The sequence below is a fragment of the Streptomyces sp. TLI_55 genome (genome assembly GCF_900206255.1).
In the GTDB taxonomy this organism is placed as follows: domain Bacteria; phylum Actinomycetota; class Actinomycetes; order Streptomycetales; family Streptomycetaceae; genus Streptomyces; species Streptomyces aquilus.
Genome location: NZ_OAOJ01000001.1, coordinates 6365151 through 6385882, shown reverse-complemented (window position 1 = coordinate 6385882; position 20732 = coordinate 6365151). Strand labels below are relative to the sequence as shown.

The following is a 20732-nucleotide window of genomic DNA, read 5'->3' as shown; positions in this document are numbered from 1 at the left end:
TTGTATCTTCCGCCAGACGGAATATTCCGCGGCGAAACAAACCGATAGGATCGTCCCATGCGCCGTTCGAAAATCGTCTGTACTCTCGGCCCCGCGGTCGACTCCCACGAAATGCTCGTGTCCCTGATCGAAGCCGGCATGAACGTGGCCCGCTTCAACTTCAGCCACGGCAGCCACGCCGAGCACCAGGGCCGGTACGACCGCGTCCGTGCCGCGGCCAAGGAGACCGGCAAGGCCATCGGTGTCCTCGCCGACCTCCAGGGCCCGAAGATCCGGCTGGAGACCTTCGCCGAGGGCCCGGTGGAGCTGGAGCGCGGTGACGAGTTCGTCATCACCGTCGAGGACGTCCCCGGCGACAAGACCATCTGCGGGACGACCTACAAGGGCCTGCCCGGTGACGTCTCCCGGGGCGACCAGATCCTCATCAACGACGGCAACGTCGAGCTGAAGGTCCTGGACGTCGACGGCCCACGGGTCAAGACGATCGTCATCGAGGGCGGTGTCGTCTCCGATCACAAGGGCATCAACCTGCCCGGCGCGGCGGTGAACGTCCCCGCGCTGTCCGAGAAGGACGTCGAGGACCTCCGCTTCGCGCTGCGCATGGGCTGCGACATGGTCGCGCTGTCGTTCGTCCGGGACGCCAAGGACGTGGCCGACGTCCACAAGGTGATGGACGAGGAGGGCCGCCGGGTCCCCGTCATCGCCAAGGTGGAGAAGCCGCAGGCGGTGGACAACATGGAGGACGTCGTGATGGCGTTCGACGCCGTGATGGTCGCCCGTGGTGACCTCGCCGTCGAGTACCCGCTCGAGAAGGTCCCGATGGTGCAGAAGCGGCTCATCGAGCTGTGCCGTCGCAACGCCAAGCCGGTGATCGTGGCGACCCAGATGATGGAGTCGATGATCACCAACTCCCGCCCCACCCGCGCCGAGGCCTCCGACGTGGCCAACGCGATCCTGGACGGCGCGGACGCGGTCATGCTGTCGGCGGAGTCCTCGGTGGGCGCGTACCCGATCGAGACCGTCAAGACGATGTCGAAGATCGTCCAGGCGGCCGAGCAGGAGCTGCTCTCCAAGGGCCTGCAGCCCCTCGTCCCGGGCAAGAAGCCGCGCACGCAGGGTGGTTCGGTCGCCCGCGCCGCCTGCGAGATCGCGGACTTCCTGGGCGGCCGGGGCCTGGTGGCCTTCACGCAGTCCGGCGACACGGCCCGCCGGCTGTCGCGCTACCGCGCCCAGCAGCCCATCATCGCCTTCACCACCGACGAGAACACCCGCAACCAGCTCACCCTCAGCTGGGGCGTGGAGTCGCACGTGGTGCCGTTCGTGAACACCACGGACGAGATGGTCGACATGGTCGACCAGGAGATCGCCAAGATCAACCGCTTCAACCCGGGCGAGATCGTCATCATCACGGCCGGCTCGCCCCCCGGCGTCCCCGGCACCACCAACATGCTCCGCGTCCACCACATCGCGGGCGGCGGCACCAACTGACGCAGCCACCAAGGCTCTTGTACGACGCTGAGGGCGCCCCCTGCGACAGGGGGCGCCCTCAGCGCTTGTGCGGCTCCCGAACGGGCTTACGGGGGCGCTCAGTCGATGTACTGATGCAGCCCGGGTATGTGCAGGGTGCCGCCGAACTGGCCGGCCTGCACGACCTTCACCTTGGTGAAGTAGATCAGCGGGATGTTCAGCGGCGGCGGGTTGTCCGGGTCGAACGTGATCGGGATCAGGCCCAGCAGGTTGCCGGAGATGGACTCCGTGTACATCACCGTCTGGCCGTCCCGGATGGTCGACGTCGTGCCCTTGCCGGCCTGCACGTGGTAGGTCTTGCCGGACTGCTCGTCCTTGACCGTCTGGTGCAGGTCGCCGATGTCGGTGCCGTCGGAGATGACGTACTTCAGCACCTTCTTCTTGGTGCCGTTGGCCGTCTTCACCTCGACGATGCCCTTGTAGTCGGCGCCCTTCAGCAGCAGCGAGCTGGCGTTCAGGTACCAGGGGTCGTCGGGCAGCGGCACGTTGTTGTCGACACCGCCCTCCGCGTCCGTGGCGACCGGGCAGTCGTCCGGGTCCGTGGTGGAGCTCGCGGACGGCGACGGGCCGGCGGTGGCCTCCTCGGCCGCCTCCTTCACCGCGTCGGTGGTGTCCTCGGCCGCCTTGGTCGCCTTGTCGGTCGTGTCCTTGACCGTGTCGGTGACCTTCTCGGTGGTGTCCTTGACGGCGTCGCCCGCGTCGTCCTTGGTGTCACCGGAGCCCTTGTCGTCGCTCGCCGAGGCCGAGGGCGACGCGGACGGCGTCGGGCTGGCGCTCGCGGACGGCGTCGCGCTCTCGCCACCCGTGAAGATGCCGGTGATGGCGTCGCCTATCTGGTCCAGCACATTGCCGCTGCTCTCGGAGGCCGAGGGCGTGGGCGTAGCCGTGGAGCCCGACTGCGGCGCGCTCGAGGGGGACGCGGACGGCGTGGGCGTGGCCTCGTCGTCGGAACCTGAATCCGACGAAGAGCCGCCCGAGGAACCGGAGTCCGAGGAGCCGGAGCCCGCGTCCTTCGTCTCGGAGGCCGAAGGGGTCGGCGTCGCCTCGTCCTTGGAGTCGCTCGGGCTCGCGGACGGCGTGGCCGACGCGGACGCGCCGTCCGCCAGGGCCGCGACGCAGTCCTTGTACTCGTCCGCCGTAAGGCTCTTGGCGGCGGGCTGGTCCTCGGCGTTGGCGAGCGTCGGCGTGAACCCCATCCCCATGAGGACCGCCGTCGGCATCGCCGCCAGGGCTATCGCCTTGCCTGCCGGCATGTGGAACCGGGTGAACAGCGGCTTCTTGGGTGCCGCGTGGCGCGGCCCGGTTCTCACACGGGACTCGTCCACATCAGTCCCGTGGGTCACCTCGTCAGCCGGCACTGTGCCTCCCGTTCGCCCCGTTCGCCGGGCTCGTTCCTGACAGATCGTTCGGCTCACCGAAGTCGTGCGCGTCCTTCGAGAGCGTGGGGACCGCGCCCTGGGGCGCGTCGCTCTCTTCCGCCCTGGCCTCCGGGACCGGCTGCGCCTCGGGCGCCTCGCCCGGCACCCACGCCACGGCCATCGCTCCGCCGACGAGGGCGAAGAGGAAGCCGATGAGGAAGCCGCCGAGGTTCGAGACCGGGATGGACACCAGGGCCAGCAGGATCGCCGCGACGCCCGCGAAGGTGCGGACGTGCTTCTGGAACCAGAGGCTGACGCCGAGGACGACCAGCAGCACGCCGATGATCAGGGATCCCGCGCCCGCGGTGGTGGCCATCGCCAGCGTCAGATGGCCGATCTGGAGGTTTGCGTACGGGAAGTAGGCGATGGGGAGTCCGCCGAGGATGACGAACAGGCCGGCCCAGAACGGCCGGTCACCCCGCCAGCCGCGGAACTTCCGCTTGGCGACCCGGAGGTAGTGCTCATCGCGGCCGGGTACGGCAGGAGTCTCGGCGCTCATGGAAAACAGCTCCCTGTCACGGCGTTGCTGTGGTGGTGAGTTGTGCGTCGTGCGGCCGCTTGTGGAGAAGGTGCGAACAGCCGCCGGAGAGTGGACGGGCGGGGGCGCCACCGGCTCCCCCGCCCGTCAGCGAGTGCTTAGTAGCACTCCTTGACACCCGTCGCCAGCGACATCTTCAGGCCGCTGAGCTTGAAGGTTCCGGCGGTGGTCGCCCACGCCGTCTGCTTCACGCCGGTCAGCGTGACCGAGTCGGCCTGCTGCGCGAACCCGTACGGGTTGGTGGTGTCGCCCTTGGCGATACCCGGGCCCTTGGCCGCGTCCTTGGCCGCAACACCGATGTCGATGCCGTGGAAGGTGGCGTCGGCGCTGAGGTCCGCGACGTCGATGTACAGGTTCTCGGCCTCGACCGGGGTGTCGCCACCGCCGGCCTTCAGGATGAGGCTGACCGAACCGAGCAGCGGGATGTCAGGGGTGACAACCGACTGGCACAGGTTCTTGATGGTCGCGGACTTGAAGCCCGAGACCGCGACCGGGTGGGCCGTCTTCTGGCCGCTCATGGTGTAACCCGAGTCAATGGCTCCGTACTGGACGAAGCCCTTGCCGTCGAGCTGGTCGGTCGTCACCTTGAACGACTGACCCGACACGCTGAACGACGCGGCGAGAGCGCCCTGCGCGAGGGCGACACCTATCGCTGCCGTGGCGGCCACGCTGGGCACCATCACGACGGCGAACCGCTTCCATCTGGTCCCGCCACGCACCTGGGACTCCATATTTCCTCCTTCTCGGACGTACATCTCCTGACCCTGACTGCCCCTGTCGAACAAGACGGCTCAGCCGGGCAGGGATGGGAGAAGTGCTACGTCCTCGGGAAGGGGAGCGCCCGTACTCAGGCGCGAACCGCGCACCGATCACCGGCGATCACCCCCGAGCGACAACCACTGGTCGCGCCTGACGCACATCACGCACAACCTGGACAGGCTTCGCCGGGTGGGCGAAGACCCCCCTGTCCAAGAGTCGGCGCCACTGCCGCCGGCTCTGCTCGGTGGGGACCCAGGAGTTCCCGCGTGCCCGACCGGCTGTCGGGGTACGGGGAATGGACCGAGCGTCGCCGATCGTGGTGCATTCTCGCCGCCCGCACAAGGGGCTTCGTTACTCGGTAGTAACGGCCGGATAACCGAACAACGACCCACTGGTCTCGGCCGACGACTCCGGGTAGCTCCGAGGGGCTGGACAAAGACGTTGACGGATGGACAAAAACCGACAGAACAACGTCCAGAACTTACTTGCAGTAACAGCGGCCGCGATTACCAAGTTTTGGTAAAGCGCGGCCGCAGTGACGCTCCATCGGCAAATCTTTCACTCGGGCACCACATGCCCGGGTGTTTAGCGGCTGCTCAGAACGGGGGCCTCGCCCCGGTCAGAACAGCGCCCGCGCGAGCGCCCGGCGCGCCGCGATCACCCGCGGGTCATCGGGCCCGACGACCTCGAAGAGCTCCAACAGCCGCACACGTACGGCGTTCCGGTCGTCACCGGCGGTGCGCTGCACGGTCTCGATGAGCCGCCCGAAGGCGTCCTCCACATGACCGCCGACCAGATCGAGATCGGCCGCGGCGACCTGCGCCTGCGCATCGGCCGGCTTCGCTGCGGCTTCCTGGCGCACCTGCTGCGGGTCGAGCCCCTGCACCCGGTGCAGCAACTCGGCCTGGGCGAGGCCGAGTTTGGCCTCCGTGTTGCCCGGGTCGTCGCTCAGTACGTTCTTGTACGCCTGGACGGCACCGCCGAAGTCGCCCGCGTCCAGGGCCTGTACGGCGGCCTCCAGGAGGGCGTCGTAGGGCCCGGCGGGAACGGCCGGGGCGGCGGCGCCCTGGGCGGCACCGGGGGCGGCGTCGGGGTCGACGGTGAGGCCGGTCAGCCCGAAGCGCTGCTCGGCGACCTGCACCAGCTGGTCCAGGGTCTGCTGGATCTGCTCCTTGCCGGCGGCGCCCTGGAAGAGCGGCAGCGCCTGCCCGGCGACGACGGCGAACACAGCCGGGATGCCCTGCACCCCGAACTGCTGCATCAGCATCTGGTTGGCGTCGACGTCGATCTTGGCGAGGAGGAGGCGGCCGTTGTACTCGACGACGAGCTGCTCGAGGACCGGGCTCAGCTGCTTGCAGGGCTCGCACCACTCGGCCCAGAAGTCGATGACGACGGGCACTTCGGTGGAGCGCTGCAGGACGTCCCGCTCGAACCCGGCCTCGTCGACGTCGATGACGAGATCGGCGGGCGACACGGCCCCCGGGCCCCCGCCCTGCCGCGCGGCCTCGGCCCGCGCCTGCTCCGCCTTCGCCTTGGCCTCTTGGGCCGCCTTCACCGCGGCGAGGTCGACGACTCCGCTCATGGACATGTTCCGTGGCTGCATGCGCCTATCCTCCCCCGTTCGCGCGCGTAGGTGAAAAGCATGATGAAAGCCGGTCAGGCTCTGCACCGGTTCTGTGGCGCCCAGTACCGGTCCTGCGATGTGCGACGCCGGGTCCCCACCCCACGCCAGTGGTTTCGCTACGAGTCGTAGCGTAATGGCACTGAGTGCCTTCTGACGACTGCCTTCCGGTGATCTCCCTCACGGCTTCACAGGAATCGGCAGTTATGGTCGGGGGATGCAGAGCCCCCCTCCCGTCCCACGCGCCACAGGACGCCCCCGCTCCGCCGCCGCGGACGCCGCGATCCTGGCGGCGACGCGGGAGGCGCTGGTGGAGCTGGGCTGGTCCAAGCTCACGCTGGGAGACGTGGCGACGCGGGCGGCGGTTGCGAAGACGACGATCTACCGCCGCTGGCCGGGCAAGAACGAGCTGGTGGTGGACGCCGTGGCCGAGCTCTTCGACGAACTGCGCATGCCCGACCGCGGCACGCTGGCCGCCGACATCGAGGGCGTGGTCCTCCAGTTCGCGGCGATCCTGGCGCGTCCGGAGGCGAAGAGCGGACTGATGGCGGTGGTGGCGGAGTCGACCCGCGACGACGCACTGCGCGAACGCATCCGCGCCTCGATCGTCGACCGCCAGAAGCGCCTGGTCCTGGAGGGCCGCGCGCGAGCCCAGACACGCGGCGAACTCCCCCCGGAGTCCGACCCCGAGGAGGCCGCCCGCACGGTCGACCTGATCTTCGACGTGGTGGCGGGCGCGGTGGTCCACCGCACGCTGGTGAGCGCGGAACCGGCGGACGAGGAGTGGGTACGGGGGTTCACGCGGGTGTTGCTGCTGGGGTTGACGGGGGCGTCACAGACGGCGTGACACCCCGGCGCCTCTCCGTCAGAACCCGGCGGGCTCCGTGTACACCCCCCACTCGTCCCGCAGCACCCCGCAGATCTCGCCCAGCGTCGCCTCGGCCCGCACCGCGTCCAGCATCGGCTCGATCATGTTGGACCCGTCGCGCGCGGCGGCGAGCAGGGCATCCAGCGCCACCCGCACCGCGGCGTCGTTCCGCGCCGCCTTACGGCTGCCCAGCACCCGCACCTGCTCCCGCTCGACCTCGTGGGAGACCCGCAGGATCTCCAGATCCCCCGTGACGGAGCCGTGATGGACGTTGACGCCCACCACCCTCTTCTCCCCCTTCTCCAGGGCCTGCTGGTACCGGAACGCGGACTCGGCGATCTCGCCGGTGAACCAGCCGTCCTCGATCCCGCGCAGGATCCCGGACGTGACGGGCCCGATGGGGTGCCGCCCGTCGGGGTGCGCCCGCAGCCCCCGTTCCTTGATCTGCTCGAAGATCCGCTCGGCGTCGGCCTCGATGCGATCGGTGAGCTGCTCGACGTACCAGGAACCACCCAGCGGATCGGCGACGTTGGCGACCCCGGTCTCCTCCATGAGCACCTGCTGGGTCCGCAAGGCGATCTCGGCGGCCTGCTCACTGGGCAGCGCGAGGGTCTCGTCGAGGGCGTTGGTGTGCAGGGAGTTGGTGCCGCCAAGGACGGCGGCGAGCGCCTCGACAGCGGTCCGCACCACATTGTTGTAAGGCTGCTGGGCGGTCAGCGACACACCGGCGGTCTGCGTATGGAACCGCAACCACTGAGCCTTCTCGGAGCGGGCCCCGTACACGTCCCGCATCCACCGAGCCCAAATCCGCCTCGCCGCCCGGAACTTGGCGATCTCCTCGAAGAAATCGACGTGGGCGTCGAAGAAGAAGGACAGCCCAGGGGCGAACACCTCCACGTCGAGCCCGCGCGAGAGCCCCAACTCCACGTACCCGAACCCGTCGGCGAGGGTGTAGGCGAGCTCCTGGGCGGCGGTAGAACCGGCTTCCCGAATGTGGTACCCGGACACGGAGAGAGGCTTGTAGGCAGGAATGCCCGCGGCGCAGTACTCCATCAGGTCCCCGATGAGCCGCAGATGGGGCTCGGGCTGGAAGAGCCACTCCTTCTGGGCGATGTACTCCTTGAAGATGTCGGTCTGGAGCGTGCCGTTGAGCACCCCGGGATCGACCCCCTGCCGCTCGGCGGCAACGAGATACATACAGAAGACAGGAACGGCAGGCCCACTGATGGTCATGGAGGTGGTGACGTCCCCGAGCGGGATGTCCTTGAACAGCACCTCCATGTCGGCGGCGGAGTCGATGGCGACCCCGCAGTGCCCGACCTCCCCGAGAGACCGCGGATCATCGGAGTCCCGCCCCATGAGGGTAGGCATGTCAAAGGCGACGGACAGCCCTCCACCCCCGTTCGCGAGGATCATCTTGTACCGCTCATTGGTCTGCTCGGCGTTCCCGAACCCCGCGAACTGCCGGATGGTCCACGTCCGCCCCCGATACCCGGTCGCATAGAGCCCCCGGGTGAACGGAAACTCCCCCGGCCACCCGATCCGCTCGAACCCCTCGTAACGATCCCCCGCCCGAGGCCCGTACACCGGCTCCACGGCATCCCCCGAGAGCGTGGTGAAGTCGGCCTCCCGCTTACGAGAACCGTCATACCGGGCCTGCCACCGACGGCGGCCCTCTTCGATGGCGTCAGCGTCCATACTCCAAATTTACTAGGACGTCCTAGTAAATGTCGACGGCGACCCACCCGTTACTCTCGACGGCATGAAAAAGAGCGTCCTGACCCGTTACCGGGTGATGGCCTACGTCACCGCCGTGCTGCTCATCCTGCTGACGATCGGCGTGATCGGGAAGCGGGTGCTGGGCCTGGACGGGTTCGACGCCTTCGTCACCGGTGTCGGTATCGCCCACGGCTGGCTGTACGTGCTCTACCTGGTCTTCGCGTTCGACCTGGGCACCAAGGCGAAGATGCCGCTGGGCCGCCTCGCCTGGGTCCTGCTGGCCGGCACGGTCCCGACGGCCGCCTTCTTCGTGGAGCGCAAGGTGACCCGTGAGGTCACGCCGCTCATCACCGAGAACGCACCCGCCAAGACCGCCGCGGCGTGAGCCTCACTCCGTGATGAAGTCGCTGCGCCGAGGCGCGCCGCGTAGGCGAAGTCGATCCTCCAGTTGCAGAACTTGGAGAAGGTCGCCGCGATCCCTCGCCGCCGGATCGATCATGCACAGGGAAGATCACCTTCAGGTGCGAGCAGCCCGCGCACGTTGACCCGCGAAGGTCAGTCCTCGTCGAAGTCGTTCGCCGCCACCCGCAGGGGTCTCAGCATCGCGAAGATCTCGCCGCATTCCTCCGCGTCGTACACGCCGAGGCCGAAGTCCATGGCCATGAGGTCGCGGGTCGCGGCCTCCACGACCTCGCGGCCCTTGTCCGTGATGACGGCGAGCGTGCCGCGGCCGTCGTTGGGGTTGGGCTTCTTGTCGACCAGGCCGGACTTCACCAGGCGGTCCACCGTGTTCGTCACCGACGTCGGATGCACCATCAGACGTTCCCCGATCTTGGACATGGTCAGCTCGCCGGCCTTGGAGAAGGTGAGCAGGACCAGCGCCTCGTAGCGCGCGAAGGTCAGTCCGTACGGTTTGACCACCGCGTCGACCTCGGCCAACAGGATCTGGTGGGCCCGCATGATCGAGGTGATCGCGGCCATCGACGGCACGTTTCCCCAGCGCTGCTTCCAGAGCTCGTCGGCGCGGGCGATGGGATCGAAGGGGAGACTGAGGGGCTTCGGCACGCCACTGACCTTACCGGCCGGTCACATCGTGGTCAGCCCCGTCTTGGCATTCGGTCGGGCCGTCGCCTCCCCACCCGTCCGCCGCGCCTCCGCCGCCAGCAGCGCACACCCCACCGCCCCCACCACCCCGGCCCCCGCCACCGTCCACGCCACCCCCGCGAACTCCGCCACGACCCCCGCCAGCGCCATCCCCACCCCCTGGATCGTCATCAGCCCGGCCGTGAGCAGCGTCATCGCCCGCCCCCGCAACCCCTCCGGCACCGCCCGCACGAACCACTGGTCCAGGCCCAGCGTGTACGCCGACCCGGCGCCCGAGAGGAAGAGGAGGAGCAGCGACACCGCCGGCCCCGGCCGCAGGGCGTAACCCACGTACGGCAGCAGCGTCACGCACACCAGCGGCAGCGCGACCCGTTCCCGCGCCGCCGGCCGCAGCCGTGCCCCCGCCCACAGCTCGCCCGCGATCGTCCCCACCGGCAGCGCGCACATCAGCAGCCCCAGCCCCACCGAACCGGCGCCCAGCTCGTCCGCGTACGGCGCCGCCAGCGCCTCCGGCACCACCGCGAACATCGGCGGCACCCAGAACAGGAACAGCAGCACCCTCACCCTGCGGTCCGCCAGCACCTGCCGCGCACCCCTCAGCGAATCCGCCACCAGCGCGTTCCCGCCCGCCGCCGCCCGCGCGGGCCGCCGCCGCGTCCCGAACCGCAGCAGCCCCGCCGACGCACAGAACGTGACCACCGTGATCAGCAGAGCGTGCCGCGGCGATACGACGGTCAGCAGCACCCCGCCGACGCCGTACCCGGCGAGCAGCGCACCCTGCGACACGATCCGCAGCAGCGAACGCCCCAGCACGAACAGATCCCCGTCCCCGAGGATGTCCGCCAGCGTCGCCATCCGCGTCCCCGCGAACACCGGCGACACCACGGCCAACGCGCACCGCAGCCCGAGCAGCACCCCGATCTGCGCGCCCGGCAGCGTCATCGGCAGCACACACGCCGCGCACACCAGGTCGCACAGCACCAGCACCCGCCGGGCCGGGAAACGGTCGGCGACCCCGGCGAGAAGGGTGCCGCCGACGACGTACGGCAGGAATCCGAGCGCGAACGCCAGCGCGCTGAGGAGAGGCGAGCCGGTCAGGTCGTAGACGAGGACGGACAGCGAGATCTCGGCCACCACCACGCCCAGCAGTGCCAGCAGGTGCGCGGCGAAGACCGCGCGGAACTCGCGTACGGCGAAGACGCGGGCGTAACCGGTGGGCGGGGCGCTGAGGGTGTCCGTCATGGGCAGAGCGTGGCCCTTCGCCGCTCCCGCCCCCTAGAGTTTCGGCACCAGCCGAATCTTCCGGCGCCGGCAGAGAGGCCCCATGCCGTCACACCTGCACTTCGGGGAGGAGGACTTCCTCCGCTGCCGCTTCGCCCTGTCGCCATTGTGGGAGACGCAGGACGCGGTCCGTACCCTCAAGCGGTCCGACCGGCACGGCTATCACGCGCCCTGGCTGCGGCGCATCCGCGACGCCGCCGCCACGCTCGACCTCACCCCTCTCTGGCTGCTGATGCCCCGCCGCGGACACTCCCCGGACTGGCTGTGCCCACCGCCCACCGGGCCGGCCGCCACCTTCGAGGAGGAGATCGCCGCGGTCCGCGCCGCCGATCCCAAGGCCGCCCGCGAGGACACCGCCAAGTCGCTCGCGGACACCCCGGGTGCGCTGGAGTCGCCGTACGCCCGAGCCTGGCTGGCAGATCCTGCGCGGATGGTGCGGGAGCTGGCGGACGCCCTGGAGGAGGTCTGGCACCGGCTCATCGCACCGGACTGGCCCCGGCTGCGCGCCCTGCTGGAGGCGGACGTGGCGTTCCACTCCCGGCGGCTGGCCGAGGTGGGGCTCGGCGGGCTGCTGCCGGAGATCAACCCGCGGTGCGGCTGGGACGCGGGCACGCTGACCATCGAGACCAACGGCCGGCACGAGCGGCACCTGGCCGGTCAGGGCCTGGTCCTGATGCCCAGCGTCTTCGTCTGGCCGGACGTGATCAGCGGCTTCGACCCACCCTGGCAACCGATGCTGGTCTATCCGGCACGAGGCATCGGCGGCCTGTGGACAACCCCCACCGACCGCACCCCGGACGCCCTCGTACGCCTCCTGGGCCGCGGCCGAGCAACAGTCCTGACGGCCCTGGACGAACCCGCCACGACCACAGCCCTGGCCCACCGCCTGGGCCTGGCCCCGTCATCGGTGTCGGCACACCTGACGATCCTGCGCGAGTCAGGCCTACTCACGTCACGCCGCTACGGCCACCAGGTCCTCTACGAACGAACCCCACTGGGCATCGCCCTGACTGCAACGCCCTAAAGGGGCGCGGGGAACTGCGCGACCAACCACGACAAGCCCGCACCCGACACACCACCCTCCGCCCCGAGCTCTTAGTCGATGACAAACCCACCCCACATGTAACGATTGGCGACAAAACGCCTCCAAACAGTCACCCTTGCGCAAGGGAGCAGCATGCCCCGGCTGACCCAAACCCTCGCCGCCCTCACCCTCCTCACCCTGATCACCGCCTGCTCACCCACCCCCGACCTCGACGAAGCCTCCGTCGCCGGGGCAAGCCCGGATGCCAACTCCCCGTTCTGGGTGGACCCGGCCAGCCCCGCCGCCGAGCAGATCGAACTGTGGCGGCGGGACGGACGTACCGCGGACGCCGCGCTGCTCCAGAAGATCGCCGATCAGCCCGCCGCGCTGTGGCCGGCCGGCGAGATCGACCCCGCCCCCACCGTGCGGGCGGCGACCACGGCGGCGAAGGCCGCCGACCGCACCGCCCTCTTCGTGGCGTACAACATCCCGCACCGCGACTGCGGCCAGCACTCGGCGGGCGGGGCCGCCGACGCGGACGCCTACCGGGCCTGGATCGGGAAGTTCGCCGACGCGCTGGGCGACGCCAAGGCGCTGGTCGTGCTGGAGCCGGACGCCGTCGCGCACCTCGTGGACGGGTGCACGCCCGGCGAGTACCACGCGGAGCGCGAGGAGTTGCTGGGCGAGGCGATCGCCCGGCTCAAGCAGCAGCCGAACACCAAGGTGTACCTGGACGCGGGCAACCCGTCGTGGATCAAGGACCCGGGGAAGCTGGTCGAGCCGCTGAAGCGGGCCGGGGTGGAGCAGGCGGACGGGTTCTCGCTGAACGTCTCCAACTTCCAGACGGACGCCGTCACCAAGAAGTACGGCGTCCGGCTGTCCGGGGAGCTCGGCGGCAAGCACTTCGTCATCGACTCCAGCCGCAACGGCAACGGGCCGCTGCCGGGCGCGTGGTGCAACCCGCCCGGCAGGGCCCTGGGCACCCGGCCGACCACGAAGACCGACGAGCCCGCCCTCGACGCCTACCTCTGGGTCAAGCGGCCCGGCGAGTCGGACGGCACCTGTGAGGGCGGTCCGGACGCCGGGCAGTGGTGGCCGGAGTACGCCCTGGGCCTCGCGCGCAACGCCCAGGGATCGTAAGTCGCTTCCAGGTCACTTCACCTGGATCCACTTCCCCTCCGACGGCGTGCCGTCCGCGTCCGTCACGAACAGCATGTACCAGCCCGGCGGGACCAGGGTCCGGTCCTTCGGCACCTCCACCGTCACCGCGTGCGCGCCCTTGGTCAGGCCCAGTTCGATGGAGCGCTGCTCGACGTCGGTGGTGTGGGTGACCGCGCTCGGCCGCATCAGCCGGGCCTTGGCGATCCGGTCGGGGTGGTCGGTGCCGTAAGTCACGCGGTGGTTGTCGGGGAGGGTCCGCGAACCGTCCCTCAGCGTCGGCCGGTTGGCGGCGTTGCGGTGCAGGGAGGGCGGTGTGAAGACCTCCATGCGCTGCTCGAAGTGGCCCAGCTTGGTGTTCTGCTGGTCGTCGAAGAGCGGGTCGGAGCCGAAGGTGGCGACCCGGCCGTCGGGCAACAGCAGCGCCTCGGAGTGGTAGTTGCGGCCGACCGTCGGGGCGGCAGCCTCGCGGAAGACGTTCTTCTTGGGGTCGTAGAACTGCGCCTTGAGGATGTTGCTGGCGCTGCGGCCGCGGTAGTCCTCGGAGCCGTTCGAGGTGAAGACGGTGTCGTCCGGCATGATCACACTGTTCAAGTACCGGGTCCCCTGGGGCAGGTTGGGGCCGTCCTTGAAGACGGGGTTGTCCTCCTTGAGGTCGACGACCGCGGTGCGCGGGGTCGACTTCTTGGACTCGCCGACGCCTCCGCCGCCGAGGATCATCACCTTCTGGTCCTGCGCGGGCGGCAGCAGCAGGGAGGCCGAGGTCTCCGTCTCCTCGGGGTCGCGCAGGCCCGGGACCTTCTCGAAGGTGTTGGTCTTCAGGTCCCACAGGCCCGGCTCGCGGCCCTTGTCGGCGGGCCCGTAACCGGCGTTGGAGGCCGGGTAGAAGAGCTTGCCGCCCTTGGTGAGGAAGAGCGCGGGGTAGGTCGGGAAGTACCGCTTGGGGCCACGGGACCACTTCTTGGTCTTCGGGTCGTAGATCTCGTTGTCGCCCGGGTCGATCACCCCGACGTCGTCCAGGCCGGAGACCGCGAGGACACGGCCGTCGTCGAGGCCGACGAGGGTCGGGTACCAACGCGCCTTGTCCATCGGGTCGACGGGGATGTACCGCTCGGCGACCGGGTCGAACTCGTAGGCGGCACGGATGCCCTGGAAGTCCTGCTTGTCGAGGGTGATCTTCTCCGACAGGCCGTAGACGTTGTCTGCGTCCTTGCCTTTCAGGCCCACGACCTCGTACTGGGCCTGCTTCTCGGTGACCGACATCGGGCCCTTCTCGACGGCCTCCACGAAGACGCGGGCCTCGGAGGCCGTCACCTTCGTCTGCCAGGGCTGCATCACACCGCGGGCGTTGTAGGTGATCTTGAACTTCTTCTGCGCCTTCGGCACGGTGACGTCGAACTTGGTGACGTACTCGACCCCGGCGGGCGAGCGGAAGCGGGTGCCCTTCTTCAGGACCATCGCCTTGTCGGGGTTCTCGTTCTTCACCCGCATGCCGCCGCCGGCCCGGTCGATCTCGCCGTCGAGGAGTTCGTAGCGCGCGGTGCCGCCGGCCACCAGCAGGCGGCCGTCGGGGAGTTGGGCGTGCCCGGAGCAGAAGAAGTCGTCGGGCGTGGGGATCTTCTTGAAGGTGTCCGTCTTCGGGTCCCACAGGATCGTGTCGAAGGAGCCCTCGTCGAATTTCTTCTGCTCGTTGCCGGAGCCCGCGACGATCAGCACCTTGCCGGTGTGCAGGAGCGCCGCGTGGATGGCGTTGGTGCGGTACTCCTCCGGGATGTCGACGGTGGCCCAACTCCCGTACTTCGCCTGGTACTCGGGCTGGGCGATCTTGTACGCGTTGTACTGCTTCTCGGCGAAGTCCAGTGCGGCGGGGGCGTTGAGGCCGGCGAGGAGGGCGATGCCGCCGATGCCGAGGACGGTCTTCTTGGTCTTCTGGGACGGCTGGTAGGCCATGGCCTAGTTGCCTCCTGTCGTGGTGCTGGAGGTGGCGGCGAGGGCGGGTTCGCTGCCGTCGACGACCCGGGCGGAGGCCCGCAGCGACTGCCGCTCCCTGCGCTCCTTGAGCGTCGTGGCCGCCCAGATCACCACCGGGGCCAGCGAGATGACCATCGCGAGGACCGCCCAGGTGCGCATGGCCACATGGGTGTGGTCGAGGACGACCGAGGCGGCCAGCGAGGTGGCGAGGACGACCGCCCAGAAGAGGTGGACGCGGAAGGTGAGGAGCCGGTCCGGGCTGGCGTCCCCGCCCTTGGGGGTGACGACGAAGCGGCTGGGCCGGCGAAGAAAGGCCGCGCCGAGGGACTTGAGGTAGATCGGCGCCGCGAGCGCCGACATCGCCATGCCCGCGAGGCCGCCGGAGCCCTCGGGTTCGTGCGGGGAGACGTTGTGGCGGCGGTTCCACAGGTAGAGGCCGATCTGGAGGGCGGCCGCGTCGCTGTAGAGCATCAGCCAGACGGAGGCGGCGACCTGTGTGCCGGACGCGCCGAACCAGAGGAAGAGGAAGCAGCTCAGGATGCCCAGGAACCAGTTGACGGCCGTCATCGGGTAGTAGACGAGCATCAGCGTGTACGAGAACAGCCGCCCGGGAGGCATCGTGAACGGCGCCTTCCAGTACTGCTTGAGCAGCGTCTCGTACGTCCCCCTCGACCAGCGCATCTGCTGGGTGAAGAAGTCGGTCCAGGACGCCGGGCCCTCGCCGACCGCGAGCACGTCCGGGGTGTAGACGGAACGCCAGTGGCGGCGGGTCGCGGGATTGCGGTGCCGGTGCAGTTCGAAGCCGGTGGCCATGTCCTCGGTGACGGAGTCGTACAGGCCGCCGATCTGCTTGAGGGCGGCGACGCGTACGACGTTGTTGGTGCCGACGAACATGGGTGAGCGGTAGCGGTTGCCGGCCCGCTGGATCAGGGCGTGGAAGAGGAACTGCTGCGACTCGGCGGCCTTGGTGACGGGGTTGTGGTAGTTGCCGTACACCTGCGGGCCGACGACGAAGGAGACGTCCGGGTCACGGAAGTAACCCATCATCCGCTCCAGGAAGTTGGGGAGCGGGACGTGGTCGGTGTCGACCGAGGCGAAGAACTCGTACTCGTCGCCGTGCCGGGCGATCCACGCGTTGTAGTTGCCGTGCTTGGTGCGGGCCTTGTGGACGCCCTTGGGGCGGTTCCACTCCGGGACTCCGTGCCGGGTGAAGTGCCGGACGCCGAGCTCCGCGCACAGGGCCTTCGCCTTCTCGTCGTCCCCCTCGTCGAGGAGCCAGACGTCGAGCGGGCCGTCATGGGTGACCTTCGTGGCGCCTTCGAGGGTGGCGCGGACCATCGCGAGGGGTTCCTTGCCCGGGACGTACGTCGTGAGGAAGGCGACGCGGGTGCCGGGTTCGGGGGTGACGGGGACGGGGTCGCGGGCGACGAGGGTCGCGTGGGCCACGGAGGCCACGTTGACGACCATGAACAGTTCGATCAGCCCGATGGCTATCAGCATCGTGGTGTCGAGCCAGACCATCCACGCGTCGCCGCCCTCGCGCTCGACCCAGTGGGTCGGCCAGACGAGGTAGACCAGCAGGGCGCCGGTGAGCACCGGCGCGAGGGACATCAGCAGGACGGCTCGTATTCGGTGGGGCTCGCGGGAGAGGAGCGAGGTGTACTGCACCTGGTACGGGGTGCCGGACGGCTCCGTCAGCGGTCCGGCCAGTCGGCTGTAGGTGTCGTAGTCGTAGCCCTCCGGCCGCACAGCGCCCTCCAGTGATCGAAACATCCGACATGCCCGATATGCCAACAGAAGTGGAGTTTCCTGGGCGTGTCGAACTGGGAGGGGCCAGCCGGGCGACCCGCGGGCCGTCGGCCTTGGTGCGGGTGCGGCTGCCGTCGGCCTCGCCGCGGGCGATGCCGCCGTCGTGGGGATCGTCAGCGGCGGTTCGTGCGCCGCAGGTGAAGGCGTACGGCACGCTGGGCCACCGGGCCCAGCTCCTCCAACGCGGCGACCAGGACGCCCAGTTGCTCCAGCGCGTCCAGCGCCGCCGTCGCGCCCGGCAGGTCGACGCCCTCGTACAGCTCGATGCCGACGAAGGACGCGGCGACCGCCCGCGCGAGGCCCGCCGGGTCGGTGAACTCCTCGAAGGGGGTGCCCGCGAGGACCCTCCGGAGGACCTTCTCGATCTCGGTGATCCAGGACTCCAGACCGGCCGCCGTGGCCACCGCGAGGCTCTCGTGGGTCTGGGCACCGGCGAGCAGCTGGCCGAGGAGGGCGACATGGCCGCCGGAGCGCTCCTCCTCGTGGATCTGCCGCCCCACCACGAGGAGTTCGGAGAGCGAGCGCACCCGGTCGAAGCGGGGGCGGTAGCGGGACACGGCCTGCTCGGCGCCGTACCGGCAGGCCGCCGCGAGGAGTTCGTCGACCGAGCCGAAGTGGTAGAAGACCAGCGCCTGGTTGACGCCGGCCGCCGAGGCGATCGTGCGCGCCGACGCCTTCGCGATGCCCTGGTCGACGAGGGTCCGCAGGGCGCCCTCCAGCAGCTTGGTCTTGGTCTCCTGCGACTTCGCGGTCTCGGGACTCACGCGCGCGACTCCTCGCGGACCGGGCGGAGTCCGGGGCGGACACCGCAGGACCGGATGTCGCTGTACGTCGCCCGGAAGGAACCCTCGTAGCCGAAGAGCGGCCCGAAGTACTTGTTGACGACCCGGACGCGGATGCGGAAGCGCCCCGAGTGGTCGTCGAAGGACTCCCGGACCTCGGCCGTGGCGCCGATCAGCTCGGGCACCCGGACGTCCACCACGCCCTCCCGGAACCGGTGTTCGCCGGAGCGGATGAGGAGCGAGCCGTCGGGCTCGGCGTGGAAGTACAGGTCGCTCGCCAGGTGCTGGTGGGTGCCGAGGTAGTCGAGGACGCGGTCGCCGCGCGGGTCCAGGACCATCTGGGCGTCGAAGCGGCGGGAGCGGCCGGGCAGGTCGAAGGTGCGCACGAAGGTCACCGTCTCACGGCCGTGGGTGTCGGCGTACGGCACGTTCTCGATGACGAAGGGGACGTTGCGGCCGGTGCGCGGGACGAGGATGTTGCGGGTGGTGCCGAGCGCGAGAAACGGCTTCACGAAGGCCCCGCCGTGCCAGATGCGGTCCATGACACCCCGCCCGGTACAGGCCTCACCACTGGCCAAGCCGACCGAGAAGCGGCGCTGGAGCTGGGGGTGGAGGTGGTCGAAGGCGGGGCCCATCGCGGTACGGAAGATCGAGGCCGTCGTAGGCGCCTCGGAGGGCGCGGGATGCGTGGTCATCGCAGGGTCTCCAGGGTGCGAGGGCGAAGGGTCGGGGCGGGGGGTGTCGGGGGCTTGGGGGGCATGGTGGTCGCCCGGTCTGCCGGACGCGAGACGGACACGGCCATCACCCGGCCTGCCGGACACGAGACGGACACGGCCATCACCCGGCCTGCCGGACACGAGACGGACACGGCCATCGCCCGGCCTGCCGGACGCACCGGAGGCACCGGAGGCACCGAAGGCACCGAAGGCACCGAAGGCACCGAAGGCACCGAAGGCATGGTCGTCACGAGGGCTCCTGGGCCGATGGGAGGCGCCGTCAACGAGGGCCCGCCGAACCGTGCAGAAGGAACGCCCGCCACCAGCTCCCGCCGAGGCGCAGGATGTGCGCTCGCCACAAGGACTCCCCGGCCCACGAAGGCCTCGGTCGCCAAGGGCCCGCCAAATCGCCCGGAAAGAACGGCCCTCACCAGCTCCCGCGGACACGCAGAAGGCGCAGTCATCGCCGGTCCGCCCACACGTCCCGAACGCGCAGTCGTCGCCGACTCACCCACGCGCCCCAGACATCCGGTCACCGCGGATTCTCCAGCGTGCGCAGAAGCCGAGGCGCCTGGGCGCGAACCGGAGGGCGGCGCAGGCAGCGGCGGGCGGCGGGGGTGCCGGGCAGGGGCGGGGCGAGGAGGGCCACCGCCAGGGTGACCAGGGCGAGCGTGGGCATCCAGTAGAAGAAGAGCGGCGCGAGGGGCCCGGTCAGCCGCAGCAGGCTGCCGAAGCCGAAGCCCGTGCAGGCGAGCACGATCATCAGGGCCCGCGCCAGCAGTTCGGCCAGCCAGTTCACGCACGCCCGCTCCGGAGTGATCCCGCGTTCCAGCCACAGCCGGAGCCGGTCGAAGGACCACGCCGTCGCCCAGCCCATGAGCGGCCGGAACAGCAGCCGGTCGGCACACGCGCCGAACACGCCCCAGCGGGGCCGGTAGTCGTAGCCGGTCAGGAAGCGGACCCCGTCGCCGTCCGGGACGTAGCGCCAGTAGCCGCTGCCCTCGGCAAGCAGGGAGAGCGGGTGCGGGGAGGAGAAGCGGAGGACGGAGGTGCGGGTGCCGTCGGGGCGCTCCTTCTCGCCGGCCGAGACACCGGTCCCGGCGATCGTGACGCCGGGCAGGACACGCGTCGCGTACCGGAAGTGCTGCGGCTCGCCCTCCGTACGCGGCAGGTAGTCGATCTCGGTGAAGCGGAGGTCCCAGCGCTGATGCTCGGACGGCTCCTGGGTGCGCGCCCACAGTTCGTCGAGATCGGCGCGGATGCGCGCCTCTATGTAGAGGCCGTTCCGCGGACCGTTGTGACCCATCTGAATTCCCCCAGGTCAACGCGTTCTTCGAGGGTAGTTTGAGCGACCGCTCAAACTCTCTGGGGCAGAAGGTACACCGTTTTGAGCGACCGCTCAAACAGTGGGCACAAGAAAACCCCGGCCCGCGCGGGCCGGGGTTTTCAGGGATGCGGAGACGCTGGACTACTCGGCGAGGTGCCGCTCCACGGTCTCCACCTTGGAGGTCAGTCCGTCGGTCACCCCGGGACGGATGTCCGCCTTGAGCACCACGGACACGCGCGGGGCGCGTGCCTCGACGGCGGCGACGGCACGCTTCACCACGTCCATCACCTCGTCCCACTCACCCTCGATCGAGGTGAACATCGCGTCGGTGCGGTTGGGCAGGCCGGACTCCCGGACGACCCGCACGGCGTCGGCGACGTACTCCCCCACGTCCTCGCCGACCCCCAGCGGCGTCACGGAGAAGGCGACGATCACGAGGTCTTCACCGCCTGCTCCTGACGCGCGCGGGAGGCGATGACCGCGTCCTCGGCCTCGCGGCGGAGCTTGCGCTCGGCGAAGAAGCCGCCGGTGGGCAGGACGGACAGGACGAAGTAGAGGGCGGCGGTGCCGAAGGACCACTTCGCGCGGTTCCAGGCGTCCGCCCAGAAGATCACGTACAGGATGAAGAGAACGCCGTGGATCATGCCCATGACCGGGACCGCGTTGAAGTCGGTGGTCCGCTTCAGCACCGAGCAGACGAGCAGAAGCAGGAAGGACACCGCCTCCGGGGCGGAGACGAGGCGGAGGCGGCGGAGGGCGCTGGCGGTCTTGAGGTCCACGGGTCACCTTCGGTGGGAGTTGCGTCGAGTGGGGGTCTGCCGGTTTGTGAACGCATGCACAAACGCTCGTCCATTGTGGCAAACGGTTGAGCGGGGGCAGGCTTGGGGGTCCGTGGAGAGCCTGGGGAGAGTGTGCGGTTTGTCTCCTTCATGATCCTGCCGGGCCTTGCTCCCTGGTGATGCGGGACGACGAGGAGGACGGGGCACCCCCCACGTCCGCGGTCGACCTGGGCACGGGCAAGGCGATCATCCGGATTCCGGGGTCCGGGGTCCGGCGGGTGAGCGCGGGCGCGGGCCGGTGAGGCCGGGCTCGGCGGGCGGGTGAGCCGGG

At 69.8% G+C, this 20732-nt stretch carries 20 protein-coding genes; 6 read left to right on the top strand and 14 right to left on the bottom strand.

The window, feature by feature from the left end:
• Positions 1-57: 57 nt before the first annotated feature.
• Entirely contained in the window at positions 58-1488 is a 1431-nt protein-coding gene (gene pyk / locus CRP56_RS29645; RefSeq protein ID WP_097269129.1) for a pyruvate kinase, read from the top strand.
• 98 nt (positions 1489-1586) lie between these two features.
• Here pyk and CRP56_RS29640 read toward each other — a convergent pair whose 3' ends face one another.
• The 4 genes from CRP56_RS29640 to CRP56_RS29620 all read right to left on the bottom strand — a co-directional run bounded on the left by CRP56_RS29640 (position 1587) and on the right by CRP56_RS29620 (position 5845).
• Positions 1587-2885 carry a hypothetical protein gene (locus tag CRP56_RS29640; RefSeq protein WP_097269127.1) on the bottom strand — a complete coding sequence of 433 codons (1299 nt, stop codon included), beginning with the start codon at positions 2883-2885 and terminating at the stop codon, positions 1587-1589.
• A complete protein-coding gene (locus CRP56_RS29635; protein WP_097269125.1) occupies positions 2875-3444 on the bottom strand; it encodes a DUF6114 domain-containing protein in 570 nt (189 codons plus the stop codon). The genes CRP56_RS29640 and CRP56_RS29635 overlap by 11 nt, the downstream gene beginning before the upstream one ends.
• A gap of 137 nt (positions 3445-3581) precedes the next feature.
• Positions 3582-4214: a DUF6230 family protein gene (locus tag CRP56_RS29630; protein WP_097269123.1), complete on the bottom strand. Its 633-nt coding sequence runs from the start codon at positions 4212-4214 to the stop codon at positions 3582-3584.
• A gap of 647 nt (positions 4215-4861) precedes the next feature.
• Entirely contained in the window at positions 4862-5845 is a 984-nt protein-coding gene (locus tag CRP56_RS29620; RefSeq protein WP_097269121.1) for a tetratricopeptide repeat protein, read from the bottom strand.
• Positions 5846-6080: 235 nt separating this feature from the next.
• On the opposite strand from CRP56_RS29620, the gene CRP56_RS29615 reads away from it, so the two are divergent.
• On the top strand, positions 6081-6710 hold the full coding sequence (locus tag CRP56_RS29615) for a TetR/AcrR family transcriptional regulator (RefSeq protein ID WP_097269119.1): 630 nt from the start codon (positions 6081-6083) through the stop codon (positions 6708-6710).
• 18 nt (positions 6711-6728) lie between these two features.
• Here the strand turns inward: CRP56_RS29615 and CRP56_RS29610 are convergent, their stop codons facing one another.
• Positions 6729-8429 carry an acyl-CoA mutase large subunit family protein gene (locus CRP56_RS29610; RefSeq protein ID WP_097269117.1) on the bottom strand — a complete coding sequence of 567 codons (1701 nt, stop codon included), beginning with the start codon at positions 8427-8429 and terminating at the stop codon, positions 6729-6731.
• A 64-nt stretch (positions 8430-8493) separates the two neighbouring features.
• Here CRP56_RS29610 and CRP56_RS29605 point away from each other — a divergent pair, with 64 nt between their 5' ends.
• Entirely contained in the window at positions 8494-8835 is a 342-nt protein-coding gene (locus CRP56_RS29605) for a DUF3817 domain-containing protein (protein WP_097269114.1), read from the top strand.
• Positions 8836-9005: 170 nt separating this feature from the next.
• Here the strand turns inward: CRP56_RS29605 and CRP56_RS29600 are convergent, their stop codons facing one another.
• Both CRP56_RS29600 and CRP56_RS29595 read right to left on the bottom strand, forming a co-directional pair.
• A complete protein-coding gene (locus CRP56_RS29600) occupies positions 9006-9515 on the bottom strand; it encodes a MarR family winged helix-turn-helix transcriptional regulator (RefSeq protein WP_097269112.1) in 510 nt (169 codons plus the stop codon).
• A gap of 21 nt (positions 9516-9536) precedes the next feature.
• On the bottom strand, positions 9537-10796 hold the full coding sequence (locus CRP56_RS29595; RefSeq protein ID WP_097269110.1) for an MFS transporter: 1260 nt from the start codon (positions 10794-10796) through the stop codon (positions 9537-9539).
• Positions 10797-10878: 82 nt separating this feature from the next.
• On the opposite strand from CRP56_RS29595, the gene CRP56_RS29590 reads away from it, so the two are divergent.
• Complete coding sequence (locus tag CRP56_RS29590; protein WP_097269108.1) at positions 10879-11859, top strand: ArsR/SmtB family transcription factor; 981 nt, start codon at positions 10879-10881, stop codon at positions 11857-11859.
• Positions 11860-12012: 153 nt separating this feature from the next.
• Entirely contained in the window at positions 12013-12999 is a 987-nt protein-coding gene (locus tag CRP56_RS29585; protein ID WP_097269106.1) for a glycoside hydrolase family 6 protein, read from the top strand.
• Positions 13000-13011: 12 nt separating this feature from the next.
• Here the strand turns inward: CRP56_RS29585 and CRP56_RS29580 are convergent, their stop codons facing one another.
• The 7 genes from CRP56_RS29580 to CRP56_RS29550 all read right to left on the bottom strand — a co-directional run bounded on the left by CRP56_RS29580 (position 13012) and on the right by CRP56_RS29550 (position 20401).
• Complete coding sequence (locus CRP56_RS29580; RefSeq protein WP_097269104.1) at positions 13012-14967, bottom strand: kelch motif-containing protein; 1956 nt, start codon at positions 14965-14967, stop codon at positions 13012-13014.
• A 3-nt stretch (positions 14968-14970) separates the two neighbouring features.
• Positions 14971-16737: a glycosyltransferase family 2 protein gene (locus tag CRP56_RS29575; RefSeq protein WP_097269102.1), complete on the bottom strand. Its 1767-nt coding sequence runs from the start codon at positions 16735-16737 to the stop codon at positions 14971-14973.
• 173 nt (positions 16738-16910) lie between these two features.
• Complete coding sequence (locus CRP56_RS29570; protein ID WP_097269100.1) at positions 16911-17561, bottom strand: TetR/AcrR family transcriptional regulator; 651 nt, start codon at positions 17559-17561, stop codon at positions 16911-16913.
• Entirely contained in the window at positions 17558-18274 is a 717-nt protein-coding gene (locus tag CRP56_RS29565) for a DUF4166 domain-containing protein (protein WP_097269097.1), read from the bottom strand. The genes CRP56_RS29570 and CRP56_RS29565 overlap by 4 nt, the downstream gene beginning before the upstream one ends.
• A gap of 553 nt (positions 18275-18827) precedes the next feature.
• Entirely contained in the window at positions 18828-19601 is a 774-nt protein-coding gene (locus CRP56_RS29560; RefSeq protein WP_097269095.1) for a hypothetical protein, read from the bottom strand.
• Between the two features lie 162 nt (positions 19602-19763).
• A complete protein-coding gene (locus CRP56_RS29555; RefSeq protein WP_019060761.1) occupies positions 19764-20057 on the bottom strand; it encodes an MTH1187 family thiamine-binding protein in 294 nt (97 codons plus the stop codon).
• Positions 20054-20401, bottom strand: a complete 348-nt coding sequence (locus CRP56_RS29550) for a DUF3817 domain-containing protein (protein ID WP_097269093.1) — start codon at positions 20399-20401, stop codon at positions 20054-20056. The genes CRP56_RS29555 and CRP56_RS29550 overlap by 4 nt, the downstream gene beginning before the upstream one ends.
• Positions 20402-20580: 179 nt before the next feature.
• On the opposite strand from CRP56_RS29550, the gene CRP56_RS48530 reads away from it, so the two are divergent.
• Complete coding sequence (locus tag CRP56_RS48530; protein WP_257041191.1) at positions 20581-20703, top strand: DUF6191 domain-containing protein; 123 nt, start codon at positions 20581-20583, stop codon at positions 20701-20703.
• Positions 20704-20732: the final 29 nt, after the last annotated feature.

What these genes read in the sequence shown, in the direction of transcription:
- pyk (WP_097269129.1), top strand. Translation starts at nt 58, where the DNA reads ATGCGCCGTTCGAAAATCGTCTGTACTCTCGGCCCCGCGGTCGACTCC.
- CRP56_RS29635 (WP_097269125.1), bottom strand. Translation starts at nt 3,444, where the DNA reads ATGAGCGCCGAGACTCCTGCCGTACCCGGCCGCGATGAGCACTACCTC.
- CRP56_RS29630 (WP_097269123.1), bottom strand. Translation starts at nt 4,214, where the DNA reads ATGGAGTCCCAGGTGCGTGGCGGGACCAGATGGAAGCGGTTCGCCGTC.
- CRP56_RS29620 (WP_097269121.1), bottom strand. Translation starts at nt 5,845, where the DNA reads ATGCAGCCACGGAACATGTCCATGAGCGGAGTCGTCGACCTCGCCGCG.
- CRP56_RS29615 (WP_097269119.1), top strand. Translation starts at nt 6,081, where the DNA reads ATGCAGAGCCCCCCTCCCGTCCCACGCGCCACAGGACGCCCCCGCTCC.
- CRP56_RS29610 (WP_097269117.1), bottom strand. Translation starts at nt 8,429, where the DNA reads ATGGACGCTGACGCCATCGAAGAGGGCCGCCGTCGGTGGCAGGCCCGG.
- CRP56_RS29605 (WP_097269114.1), top strand. Translation starts at nt 8,494, where the DNA reads ATGAAAAAGAGCGTCCTGACCCGTTACCGGGTGATGGCCTACGTCACC.
- CRP56_RS29595 (WP_097269110.1), bottom strand. Translation starts at nt 10,796, where the DNA reads ATGACGGACACCCTCAGCGCCCCGCCCACCGGTTACGCCCGCGTCTTC.
- CRP56_RS29590 (WP_097269108.1), top strand. Translation starts at nt 10,879, where the DNA reads ATGCCGTCACACCTGCACTTCGGGGAGGAGGACTTCCTCCGCTGCCGC.
- CRP56_RS29585 (WP_097269106.1), top strand. Translation starts at nt 12,013, where the DNA reads ATGCCCCGGCTGACCCAAACCCTCGCCGCCCTCACCCTCCTCACCCTG.
- CRP56_RS29580 (WP_097269104.1), bottom strand. Translation starts at nt 14,967, where the DNA reads ATGGCCTACCAGCCGTCCCAGAAGACCAAGAAGACCGTCCTCGGCATC.
- CRP56_RS29565 (WP_097269097.1), bottom strand. Translation starts at nt 18,274, where the DNA reads ATGACCACGCATCCCGCGCCCTCCGAGGCGCCTACGACGGCCTCGATC.
- CRP56_RS29560 (WP_097269095.1), bottom strand. Translation starts at nt 19,601, where the DNA reads ATGGGTCACAACGGTCCGCGGAACGGCCTCTACATAGAGGCGCGCATC.
- CRP56_RS48530 (WP_257041191.1), top strand. Translation starts at nt 20,581, where the DNA reads ATGCGGGACGACGAGGAGGACGGGGCACCCCCCACGTCCGCGGTCGAC.